Consider the following 12,639-nt stretch of genomic DNA (forward strand, 5'->3'; position numbering starts at 1 on the left):
CTTAAAATTGTGCTCCAAATGCCCGTTTGACCACCGCTTTGCGCACCAGCACTCCGTTGCTCATCTGTTTGAAGATGCGGCTGTTTGGCGCCTCTACCAAAGATGTATCGATTTCAACATTGCGATTGACAGGTGCAGGATGCATGATGATCGCATGTGGTTTCATTTTCGCTGCTCTTTCTATTGTTAAACCAAATTTCTGTAAATATTCTTCTTTGCTCATCTGCATCATCGATGCATGGCGTTCATGCTGAATTCGAAGCATCATCACAACATCTGCTGTTTCAATGGCTTCATCGATATCCATGTATGGATATCCTTCTCTCTGCCATTCTTTCGGTCCGCTGAAAACGCAGGTTCCTCCCAGCATTTCCATTGCTTCCTTGTTGCTGGAAGCAACTCGTGAATGCGAGATATCGCCGATAATGGCCATACGAATATCTTTAAATGTTCCAAATTCCTGATAGATCGTCAATAGATCCAGCAAGCACTGTGTAGGATGATTTCCTGCCCCGTCACCGGCATTTAAAATTGGAATTGAAATATCGTTTAATTCAGTAAAATATTCATCTTTTGGATGACGAATGACCACAGCTTCATAACCTATGCTTTCAAATGTCTTGACCGTATCATACAGGCTTTCGCCTTTTTCTACGCTGCTGCCCTGGGCGCTGAAGTTTTCGACCATGCATCCAAGTTGATGTTCTGCAGAAGCAAAGGAAAAATGGGTGCGTGTGCTTGGCTCAAAAAAAAGATTAGCAATCAACTTTTTCTGTGGTAATTGCCAATCTTTTTTAGAAACGCCAAAAAGCTGTGCATCCTTTAAAATGCCCATGAGTTCATCTTTCGATAAATCGCGGATCCGTAACAGACTATTTTGGTTCATACTATATCCTCCTATAACCTATTTACGAAAAAAGGCCACTTTTTCTGCACAAAAAAGGACCTTGCTTGATAAGGGATCGGATTTCGCCTTCATAACCTCTCTGGATTATGTTAAAGGACCTTTTTTCTACTCCTATTTTAACATAACGTTAAAATATTACAAGTAATACAGATAAAAATTCATGCTTTTGGTTTCACCTCTGCAAAGAACCATTGATTCAAAAATTGATGTAAAGCTTCCACATTATGGTAACTGCACAATATTTGATATCGAACCTCATGGTCAAAATAGATAAAAGAGAACCAACAGCTTACATATTGATTATTACACAACAAATAGGCACGTACCTGTAACGGACTTTTTTGTTGTCTAAGCGAACGAAGGGCGCTGAAATGCAGCTGTGTGCCTAAATGGATCATAGCATCATAAAAAGGCGTCCATTTTGTTAAAGCCGTGTTTGAGAGATACAGGACCTTTCCCATTTTATCTTCCATACGTTCCTTGCATCTTTGCAATTGATGCTTGCGCCGTTTGATCGCACCTTCTATCTGTCTTTGATGCATGGATCGATAGAGTTCTTCGATGTATTGTTGATCCAGCGCTGTTTCTTCTCGATACGCCTGATGAATATGGTAAAGATCCAAGGCATCGCTTAATGCATTGTGATTTACCTCTCCTTTTACCTGATAAATATGCTTTAATGATTCTAATGAATGTGTTTTTTGAAATACTTTTCCCTGCCAAGTTACACGAGAGGACAACAAGGTCTGCAAATCAATCACCTGTTTGAACACCGCTTCACTTTCATGGTGATAGAAAGCCGCATTGTCAGAAAGCGTACGCCCATCATCAGGCCCGAAACTGTAAATAGACACTTCCTCATTTTGTGCTTGTTGTTTGATCCATTGTTGAAATTGGTCAGCAACAGCAGGAAACTTCTGCGCGCTGCGAATATCTTCATCTCTTAAATGGGTCATTCGACGTACATGCGGAGAAAGACAGCGAAAACCTGCAGGGCGGACAAAAGCATAAAAAGAACTGATGCGATGAAAATGGTCATCACACATCCAAGCACCAATTGCAATGACTTGCTGCATATATTTTCCATGCATGCGCACAGCGTCAAATTCATCATCGATATATACATGTATCATAACATCATCCTTCAAACGCTTCTATGATAACAGAAAAGTAGGCTTCTGCCTACTCCTGTCAAAAAGTTATTTTTTATCAAAACGCGTACGATAACTGCATCGCTGACACAAAGGGGAGCTGATCTTTCCTTGTCTGAAAGCTTCCCGCAATTGAACAGTATGCGGTTTTTCCAATATTTCTTCTAATGTTTCTTCAAAGATATTTCCTAAACACTCGCTTCCCTGCGCATCCAGACAACATGGAACGACACTGCCATCGCTTAAAATAGCTACCATTTCCAATAATCCTTTGCATCGTCCTGTAACAGAGATGACAGGATGCTGCAAAGAGGGCCAAACAAAAGGACGGTCAAAGCTCAAAAAACGGTTGTTTGCCAATGGGAGGCTGTCTTTCCATTTTGGCGGCATTGCAACTGCGTAATGTTTGCAAATAGTCTGTAGCAGTTCTTTTGTATGAAGATCTTCTTCATCCGCCCCTTTGACCTGCCATAATCGATAGGATATATAACTGCTTTGCGAAAGTTGATCTCCACAGGATAAAATATCATCTAAATAGTTTTTTGCCAGCGAATCAGGCTGTTCCCAATAGGAATGAACCGAAATATTGATCTGACGAGGGGGATATCGCAACAATACCGGTAGTTTTTCTTTCAATAAAGTTCCATTTGTCGTCAATTGTACATACAGACCTGCCTCTTTGCAAAGTGATAAGATCGTTTCGATATCCGGATGCATCAAGGGTTCTCCCAACACATGCAGATAAACATACTGCGAATAATGCCGTACCTGTGAAAAAATCTGCTGCAGCTGCTCGACATTCAGTTTTCTGGCTATTGCAGGACGAGAGGTACAAAAAGAACAAGATAAGTTACACGTATTGCATATTTCTACATAAACGCGTTTCAGTTTCATATGATCACCGGATTCATCTTATCATATTTTTTGTTCAGAATGAAACAACTTGGAAAATTCATTGATCACAAGAATACTGGCGCTTAATCCAAAAACAATACACCAGCTTTGTAAATCTAAAGAAACAGTATGCAGCAGCAATTGGAAAAACGGCAGCGAGCATACAAGGATCTGCAAAAGGATGCCAAAGAAAAATGTCAATATCAGCCAATGATTCTCGATCAGATCTTTATGGAAAATCGAATGGGATATTGAATGCAAGTTTAAAACATGAAACAATTGTGCCATTGACAATACCATAAAAGCCATCGTTTGTGCATGAGCAAGATCCTGATCCAGACCAAAACGAAACGCAACCAATGTGATCGTCCCGATGTACATCCCGTTCAAGATCGTAAATATGCCCATTCCATGTGCAAACAGTCCTTCTTTCACCGGTCGGGGAGGGCGTTTCATCACATCTTTTTCTTTTGGATCTACACCGAGGGCTAAAGCTGGAAATGCATCGGTCACCAAATTGATCCATAAGATCTGTACAGCAGCCAAAGGAGAAGAAAGCGATGGCAGCAGCAAGATCGATAAAAATAAAGTCATGATTTCTCCTAGATTACAGCTTAACAAATAGAGCACTGCTTTTTGAATATTCATATACAGATGTCTTCCTTCGCTGATCGCATCAATGATCGTTTGAAAGCGGTCATCTGTCAAAATGATATCGGATGCCTGCCGGCAGACATCACTTCCTTTTTTTCCCATGGCAATACCGATATCTGCACGTTTTAAAGAAGGGGCATCATTCACGCCATCGCCGCTCATGGAAACAATTGCACCGCTTCGTTTGAACGCTTCTACAATCGCCACTTTATGAGCAGGTGTCACACGTGCGAATACACGCACATATTGTACTTTTTCCTGCAGATCCGCTTCACTGAGCATGTCCAGCTGTGCTCCGCTCAAGACCTGTTCTTCCTGCTGCGCTATATCCAGTGCTTTTGCGATGGCAAAGGCAGTCAGCGGATGATCTCCTGTGATCATCACGACTTCTATGCCTGCTTGTTTGGCCACTTCGACACTTTCCTTTACGTCCTCTCGCAAAGGATCGATGAAAGCAACATACCCTAAAAAGGTCATATGCTCCTCTTGAAAAGAACCATCTTCTCTTTTTTCGGCAAATACGAGCAGCCGCTTCGCCTGCTTGGCCAAGATTTCACATGCATGTTGAATTTGCATGCGATGTTTTGCCTCCATACGGACACGCCTATCCTGTTCCCAGCAATAAGTACAGTGCGGCAACACTTGTTCTAAAGCCCCTTTTACATACATGATAGCGCCTTGCGGGGTATGATGAATGCTTGTCATCCGTTTTCGTGTCGAATCAAATGGAGTTTCTTGTATACTGGGACATTCTTTCCTTATATTTTCAATATCCACTCCTTGTTCTTGCGCATATTGCAATAATGCAATTTCCATCGGTTCACCAATCGGCGTATTTCCTAAATGCGCATGATTGCAAAGAATCGCTGCTTGTAACAAATGTCTCCCTATATCTGTATTTCCCTCCCCCAGATACACATCCACTACCTGCATTCGGTTTTGAGTCAATGTTCCTGTCTTATCGCTGCAGATCACATTTACAGACCCTAAAGTTTCCACAGCATGCAAATGACGAACGATTGCATTCTTTTTGCTCATTGCGGTTACCCCAAATGCCAAAACGATCGTAACGACGGCAGGCAATCCTTCCGGTATGGCTGCCACAGCCAAAGAAATAGAGAGCAACAGCATCGCAAAGATATCTCTTCCCTGTAACACTCCGATAAAAAACATCAAAGCACAGATACAAATAGAACCGATACCTAAGATCTTTGATAGAAATGCCAGCCGTTTTTGTAATGGTGTCTTTTCTTCCGGCTCCTGTTTCAGCAGGGAAGCAATTTTTCCGACCTCACTGTCCTTTCCGCAGCGTACAACAATTCCATAACCATGTCCAGCAGCAACCACCGTTGACATAAATGCCATGTTACGCTGATCGGCTACCGGCATTTCATCGGGATACAGGATCGTCGCATCCTTGTCGACGAGATCACTTTCCCCAGTCAGCATGCTTTCTTCACAGCGCATGGATACAGTTTCCAGTAAACGAAGATCAGCAGGAACGATATTTCCTGATTGCAGGAAAACAAGATCCCCTACAACCAGATCTTTTGCATCAATGCTTTGGTATTCACCGTCTCGTAAAACCTGCGCTTTCGGAGATGATAAATTCTTCAAAGCTTGCAATGCCTGCTCACTGCGATACTGCTGGAATACACCGATCAGCGCATTTAATATAACGACGGTAATGATAATGGAAGCATCGATCATTTCTCGCAAAAGAAAAGAGATGATCGCACCAAGCAAAAGGATCAAAATCATCGGATCTTTGATCTGATCCCAAAACAATCGCAAAATCGACCTTTTTTCCCCTTCTTCAAAAACATTGGCACCAAAATGCTGCCGCCTTCTATCTACATCTTCACTTTTTACCCCGACATTCACATCCACTTTTAAATTTTTTAGAATTTTATATGTAGGCGTTTGATATGGCATATCCACCATCCTTTCAACAAACCTTATGCAGGAAAAAAGAAGATATGCTCTTGTTGTCAAAAGCAGACAAAAAAAGTGCCTGTATGTACTATACAGGCACTGGCAAATAACATTTATTATTTTAAAACTTCATTGATCTTGTCGGCAATGGCTTTTGCATCGATCTCATATTTGCGCAACAATTCACTTGGTTTTCCGCTTTCACCAAATGTATCTTTTACACCAACTTTATAGACACGGCAGCCAAGACCCTTATCTGCCAATACATCACATACGGCACTGCCAAGTCCGCCAATGATCGAATGCTCCTCTGCAGTTATGATGATATCATGTGTCTTTGCAGTTTCAACGATCAATTCTTCATCAATTGGTTTGATCGTATGGATATTGATGACTGTTGGATCGATATCCACCATATCGCAGGCTGACAAAGCTTCTTGAACCATCAGTCCCGTAGCGATGATCGCTACTTTGCTTCCTTTACGGATCGTTACGCCTTTTCCCAGCGTAAAGTGATAATTTTCATCAAATACATCTTCCACTTCAGAACGTCCTAAACGAACATAGCAAGGTCCTTCCATTTCAGCAACTGCTCGAATCGCCTGCATCGTTTCTGTTCCATCACATGGTTGTACTACGGTCATTCCTGGAATTGCTCTCATCAAAGCCAGATCCTCGATGCATTGATGGCTGGCTCCATCTTCTCCCACGCTTAATCCTGCATGTGTCGCACAAACTTTCACATTCAAATGCGGATAACCAATCGTATTTCGAATCTGTTCATAAGCTCTTCCGCTTGCAAACATGGCAAAAGTAGAAGCAAACGCAATTTTTCCGCTAGCTGCAAATCCAGCCGCTACATCCATCATGTTCGCTTCTGCGATACCCATATCAAAATGGCGTTCCGGACAAACTTTTTTAGCCTCGGACGTCTTCGTGCTGCCAGCCAAATCTGCATCAAATACAACGATTCGATCATTTTCCTGTATCAATTGTGCCAATGCTTTTCCATAAGCATTTCTCGTTGCGCATTTACTCATGATCAATACCTCCCAACTCTTTCATTGCTTGTTCATATTGCTCATCATTTGGAGCTGTTCCATGCCATCCAGCTTGATTTTCCATGAAGGAAACCCCTTTTCCTTTTGTTGTCATCGCAATGATCGCAGTTGGCATACCCTTCGTTTCACGAGCCTCTTTTAATGCCGCTTTGATTTCATCATAATCATGACCATTGATCTTGATCACATGAAAGTTAAATGCTTTGAATTTATCCTCTAAAGGATCTACGTTCATGACTTTTGCCACTTCTCCATCAATCTGTAATCCATTATGATCCACGATTACACATAGATTGTCCAACTGATAGTGGCCAGCTGCCATGCTGGCTTCCCAAACTTGTCCTTCCTGACATTCGCCATCACCTAACAGTGTATAAACTCGATATGGTTTTTTATCCAGTTTATTGGCCATTGCCATACCAACTGCTGTCGAAACACCTTGTCCAAGTGAACCAGTAGACATATCGACACCTGGTAAGTAATTCATATTTGGATGTCCTTGTAAACGAGAATTTATGTGACGGAAAGTCAGCAATTCTTCCTCTGGAAGGAATCCCTTTTCACATAAAACAGCATAAAGAAGCGGTGAAGCATGACCTTTGCTCAATACGAAACGGTCTCTTTCGATCGAATCGACATTGTCAGCAGTAATGTCCATTTCGTCGAAATACAAAGTTGTTACGATATCTGCAGCTCCAAGGCTTCCTCCTGGATGCCCGCTATGAGCTGCATGAATCTCAGTTAGAATGTTTTTTCTTACATTTGTTGCATGTTCTCTTAATTTTTCGTTTTCCATATACTCTCTCCTTTATTTATTATAATAGTAAAAAAATTGTTTTTTTTCAATTCTCATTCCATAAAAAAGGACAGGCAAAGTAACTATTTTTACCTCATGAAAAGGGCAAAAAAGAGAGTTAAAACTCTCTTTTAGTGATAGATATGCTTTTTTGACCCAAACTTTTTTCGTAAGATATCTTCAATTTGATCCGCAAGATCCATCATGGCATCATTTTCATGATGCATGAAAAAATCTAAATAATACCGTTGCGCCAGCTTATTTTCGGTATTGATTCGATAAAAACTGCCGCTGGCACAATGACAGACAGCGCTCTCTTCCAATATCAGACGATCTGCATACAGATCACAGACTGCATCATCCAAGCGAACCTTGCAAGGGCTTGTCAATATTGTAAATTGTGTACTCATCTTTTCAATAAACTTGCTCAACTGCTCAGATTCTTTTCCTAGAACAGATATCAAGATCAGCGAAGGCGGATCTTTTTTCAAATGTTCTTGTAAACGTATATACATGGTCTTTGAAAATGCCGATTGTTGAAAAAAGGAATCATCGATATAATAAATGATCATATTAACGATTGAAGAAGAAACTAGGAATGCTCTTGTCTAAATCGTCATCGCTGTCATCTTCTTTATTTACTGTAGCTGAAGCTCTAGGAGTAGGTGCAGTACGCACCGCAGCCTTTGGCGCTGCTGCTTCTTCGGTTTGTTCTTTTTGTTCAAAACCAGTAGCGATTACCGTTACGATGATAGCATCGCCCAATTGCTCATTGATGGCAATACCAAAAATCGTATCGATCTCTCCTCCAGCTGCATCCTGAATGACAGCAACAGCACTTTGTGCATCATACAAAGATACTTTATCGCCGCCGGTAATATTGATGATCGCACTTTTCGCACCAGTGATCTGTGCTTCCAGCAACGGTGACTGAATGGCTTTTTCCGCTGCATTGATTGCTTTATCCTCACCATCAGCCATACCGATGCCAATCAAAGCAGCTCCCTGATTTTGCATGACGCTACGTACATCAGCAAAGTCCAAGTTTACCAGAGCCGGCACTGCAATCAAATCTGAAATTGTCTGGACACCTTGACGCAATACATTATCCGCTGCCTGGAATGCTTCTTCAATTGGTTTTCTACCGATTACTTCCAATAAATTGTTATTGGACACAATGATCAAAGAATCCGTATATTTCTGCAGTTCGCTCAATCCGGCAATGGCATTGCGTTCACGGCGTTTTCCCTCAAACATAAATGGTTTCGTAACGATACCAATGGTCAATGCGCCTTCTTCTTTCGCAATCTTTGCAAACAAAGGAGCAGCACCAGTTCCTGTTCCTCCGCCAAGACCTGCAGTCAAGAAGACCATATCGCTTCCTTTGATGGCTTCACGAATTTCGTTCTCTGTCTCTTCAGCTGCTTTCCGGCCAACTTCCGGATTTCCTCCAGCACCTAAACCTTTTGTCGTTTCACGACCCAAAACGATTTTGTTTTCACATTCAGAATTGCGCATTACTTGCACATCCGTATTTGCAATATAAAACGTAACTCCTTTTACTCCGTCTGCAACCATTCGGTTGACCGCATTGCTTCCACCGCCGCCGATTCCAAATACCTTGATATTTGCTACTTGATTAAATTCATTCATACCGCATGTCCCTCTTTCCTATCTATCATTCAACAACATATTTTTTAATTTTCTGGTAAATCCGCCTTCTCCTTCATGAGCGATCTTTCGGATTGCCTCAACGCTTTCTTCCATTTCATTGCGATTGACGCTGATTCTCTCGTCTTTACGGATTTCTTGAATTTCTTTCCAATTATAGATCATACCAATCACGCTCGTGAATGCTCCATCTCTTGCTCCGATCGTCTGTGGTATGTACGCGCTCGCCGGTGCACTAAATTGATCCAACATCTGTTCCAGCACTTGAATGTTCATTCCTTCACCGCTTAATACATAACGTGTGTTTCCGCCTTGTGTAATTGGCTGGCAAGTTTCATTGATTTCTACGATCCAATCCTGGATCTTTTCATAACAAAGTTCATATACATCTTTTGCACTCAGCTGGATCTGCGTATCATGGATACTATCTAAGAAAATGACATTATCACCATTTTCATTTGGATATTTGCTGAAGATATTTTGCAACAAGCGATAACATACACTATCGCTCAGACCATATTTTGCCTTCAAATCCGCATACCATGCCGCATATCCTTCTTTTAATAAAATGCATTTCATTAATTTGCCATGGGCAAATAAAGAAAGACAGGTATTAAAACGGCAAATATCGACTTCTACGATATAGCGATCAATTGCTTGCTCAAAAACAGCTGCCTCTTGTGCCATTGCATAAGAATCCAAACATATATCTAGGATTTCCAGATTTGCCTGTTCTACGCATCTTGCATATGCATAAACTGCTTTTTTCTGTGCAAATAACAGATCCATATCCATTACAAAGCTGTCACAATTTTCACCTAAAGGTATTTTTCGAGATGTGATCCCATTCACCTTGTATTTGATACACCCTACATTGACTAACTCCACGTTTGAGCCGGCCTTGTAACTGATGGCTTTATTAAAACCGCTTTGAATATGAAACAAACGAATGGTGCGGGTCCCATCCTCGATAGAAACTTGTATCTTTTGATTTTGACGTGTTACTTCCAGCGACGGGATTGCTAATAAAACCCGTTCTATACGGTAGCCCAAGGCAATTGTTGCATTCGCTACCGCTTTGCGGATCGCAGACACCACTGCTTTTTCATCTGTGATCTCTTTATTGCTTACACCGCTCACCTGTACTCTCTCAGCACGAAGAATATTCAGCCTTGCTTCGTAAAGTTCTCCAATGACAAGGCGTACTTCGTGATCAGCGATTTCCAAAGCAGCGTAGATTTCCTTTCTGCCCATAGACTTTCCTCACTTCTATATAATACCTCTACTATCATATCATAAAAAACTTTGTTCCTAAATAGGAAATTCTCGCATTTCCATCCCTTTTTTCAACATTTTTTACATTTTTCTACATCCCTCATTCTATTTCATTTTTACAGTGATCTCACTTTCTGCACTGATCGATGTTCCTTTCTTTACACTTTGCGAAGACACTTTCCCATTTCCTTCTATATTGATTGAGATACCGCTCAATTCACAAAAAGCATCAACATCTTTTCTAGTCCAGCCGATCATATTCGGCATGGTATAAGAAGTCCCGTCTGTCAGCAGCAATAACCGGTCATTGGATGTGAGCGGTTCATCTGCATTTGGATATTGTGCAACGATGCTGTTGCCATCGCCGATCATCACTGTTTCCACATCATATTTTTTCAATTTTTCATTGACATAGTTCAAAGAGTGATTAACAAGGGATGGCGTTGCATAGCTTTCCCAGGAATCACTGTTGTCTTTATCCGTTATGTTCTCTGAATCGCCTGTTACGCCAACCGAAACCAACGCTTCTTTGAATACGTTCTTAATTGGTTCATCGTTAAAATTAATAATATCATTGGATACGAATACATAATACAGCATGACTTTCGGATCATCTGCCGGTGCTGCCATCATGACACTGGATGTGTATTTGGAATCTGTATATCCATGTTCACCAGCAATCTGACCTGTACCTGTTTTTGCTATCACATCGATATCATCCAGTTGATAACGATGTCCTGTCCCATAATCTTCAGATACGACCCTGGCCATCTGCTTGCGCATATATTCGCTTGTTTCTGCACTGATTGGCTGCCCTACTTCTTCCGTGGTCCATGATTGGATCGTTTCGTTATTATAACTGTCCACGATACGATCAACAACATAAGGACGCACCATGACACCGTCATTGAATATTGCCGTATAAGCCTGTACCATCTGTAAAGCTGTTACAGAGGATGATTGCCCGAATCCCGTAGACAAGATATCACTTGGATGCGAAAAGTTTTTTACACCTGTCACATTCGAAACAAAAGGAATATCTACAGACTTGAAAAATCCGAACCTTTCCAAATATTCTTCATAAGTTTTTGCCGGAAGATAATCGGCTAGCAAACAGCAGATACCAACATTTGAAGAACGGACAAAACCTTCATCAAACGTCAAAGTACCATAGTCTTTTCCCTGGGCATCCGTAATGGTCGGATAAACGGTTTTTTGCGAAGTACGGGTAATTTTTCCCGTTTCTTCATCATACGTATAATTAAAAGCTTTCGCACGATAAGTCTGATTATACGGGTATGTTCCCGAGTCCACAGACGCGGCATACGTGATTCCTTTCATGACGGAACCTGGTTCGTATGCATTATCGCTGGCCATGTTCAAATACTGTGTAATATCGTGTTTGTTCATATCAAAGGTTGGATAACTTCCCCATCCCAAGATCTTTCCAGTTTCTACTTCTACCACTAAACCCCACGCGCTTTCACATTTACTGCTCTTCATTGTCGTTTGCAAACTTGTTTCCAGCACGGATTGCACATTGGAATCTAACGTAAGATACACATCATTTCCATCAACCGCCTGTGCTCCAACATAACGGGTTCCCGGCAATTCAGTGCCGTCTGCTGCTCGTTGATACTGCATCCATCCATCTTCTCCGGTCAGATAATCATTGAGTGCATATTCTAAACCCATCTTTCCTATGATTTTTTGTTCATCCTCATCATAACTGGCAAACCCGATCAAATGCGATGCAAAGACACCTGTTGGATAATCTCGGTCGCTTGTCTCAAGAAAGTCGATACCCGGCAGGTCTAGTTTTTGGATCTCTTCCATCTTTTCTTTACTTATTCGCTTTGTGCCTGTCCCCAGTTCTGTCTGTGTACGGCCATTTTTCTTGGCTTCTTCCATCGTTGAAACCAGGTTTTCCGCTTTCACGCTGCCTCCCAATACATCCGCTAATTTTTCAGCGGTATCTGCAATATCAACAACATAAGCAGGTTCTCCATTCAGTTCCCGATCTTCATCCAGATAAGCTATGATCGTATAGGCTGTTTTGTCTTGAGCAATAACTTCTCCGTTGCGATCATAAATCGTACCGCGCTGGGCAGTCGTCGTTGTTTTATAGATGTCCGTTCCATTTAATGCTTGCAAAACATTTTCCTGGCTCCATAAATGTTTATGTGTAAACATTGTAAAAAGGACATTCATAACAACCAATGCCCCTGCTATTACTATGATGCACATTAAGTTCAGCAATCTACGATTTGTTCGCTTCAACCGCATGATACGCTC

10 protein-coding genes are annotated in these 12,639 nt (G+C 41.5%); all 10 read right to left on the bottom strand.

What is annotated here, in order from left to right:
- Nucleotide 1: 1 nt before the first annotated feature.
- The gene (locus tag BQ9859_RS08315; protein WP_075877741.1) at nucleotides 2-886 is read right to left on the bottom strand and encodes an aspartate carbamoyltransferase catalytic subunit; all 885 of its coding nucleotides are present in this window, start codon (nucleotides 884-886) and stop codon (nucleotides 2-4) included.
- Between the two features lie 179 nt (nucleotides 887-1,065).
- Nucleotides 1,066-2,040 (bottom strand): exonuclease domain-containing protein, encoded by a 975-nt coding sequence (locus BQ9859_RS08320; RefSeq protein ID WP_075877742.1) that lies wholly within the window; start codon nucleotides 2,038-2,040, stop codon nucleotides 1,066-1,068.
- 66 nt (nucleotides 2,041-2,106) lie between these two features.
- A complete protein-coding gene (locus BQ9859_RS08325; RefSeq protein WP_075877743.1) occupies nucleotides 2,107-2,952 on the bottom strand; it encodes a radical SAM/SPASM domain-containing protein in 846 nt (281 codons plus the stop codon).
- Nucleotides 2,953-2,973: 21 nt separating this feature from the next.
- Nucleotides 2,974-5,541 carry a calcium-translocating P-type ATPase, PMCA-type gene (locus BQ9859_RS08330; RefSeq protein ID WP_075877744.1) on the bottom strand — a complete coding sequence of 856 codons (2,568 nt, stop codon included), beginning with the start codon at nucleotides 5,539-5,541 and terminating at the stop codon, nucleotides 2,974-2,976.
- A 116-nt stretch (nucleotides 5,542-5,657) separates the two neighbouring features.
- On the bottom strand, nucleotides 5,658-6,581 hold the full coding sequence (locus BQ9859_RS08335; protein WP_075877745.1) for a transketolase family protein: 924 nt from the start codon (nucleotides 6,579-6,581) through the stop codon (nucleotides 5,658-5,660).
- Nucleotides 6,574-7,398: a transketolase gene (locus BQ9859_RS08340; RefSeq protein WP_075877746.1), complete on the bottom strand. Its 825-nt coding sequence runs from the start codon at nucleotides 7,396-7,398 to the stop codon at nucleotides 6,574-6,576. The genes BQ9859_RS08335 and BQ9859_RS08340 overlap by 8 nt, the downstream gene beginning before the upstream one ends.
- 131 nt (nucleotides 7,399-7,529) lie before the next feature.
- Complete coding sequence (locus tag BQ9859_RS08345; protein ID WP_075877747.1) at nucleotides 7,530-7,970, bottom strand: hypothetical protein; 441 nt, start codon at nucleotides 7,968-7,970, stop codon at nucleotides 7,530-7,532.
- A 1-nt stretch (nucleotide 7,971) separates the two neighbouring features.
- A complete protein-coding gene (gene ftsZ / locus BQ9859_RS08350) occupies nucleotides 7,972-9,051 on the bottom strand; it encodes a cell division protein FtsZ (RefSeq protein WP_075877748.1) in 1,080 nt (359 codons plus the stop codon).
- A gap of 18 nt (nucleotides 9,052-9,069) precedes the next feature.
- Nucleotides 9,070-10,323, bottom strand: a complete 1,254-nt coding sequence (locus tag BQ9859_RS08355) for a cell division protein FtsA (protein ID WP_075877749.1) — start codon at nucleotides 10,321-10,323, stop codon at nucleotides 9,070-9,072.
- Between the two features lie 126 nt (nucleotides 10,324-10,449).
- Nucleotides 10,450-12,630, bottom strand: coding sequence for a penicillin-binding protein (locus BQ9859_RS08360; RefSeq protein ID WP_075877750.1), 2,181 nt, complete (start codon nucleotides 12,628-12,630; stop codon nucleotides 10,450-10,452).
- Between the last annotated feature and the right edge of the window lie 9 nt (nucleotides 12,631-12,639).

The sequence above is a fragment of the Merdibacter massiliensis genome, assembly GCF_900155395.1.
Classification (GTDB): Bacteria; Bacillota_I; Bacilli_A; order Erysipelotrichales; family Erysipelotrichaceae; genus Merdibacter; species Merdibacter massiliensis.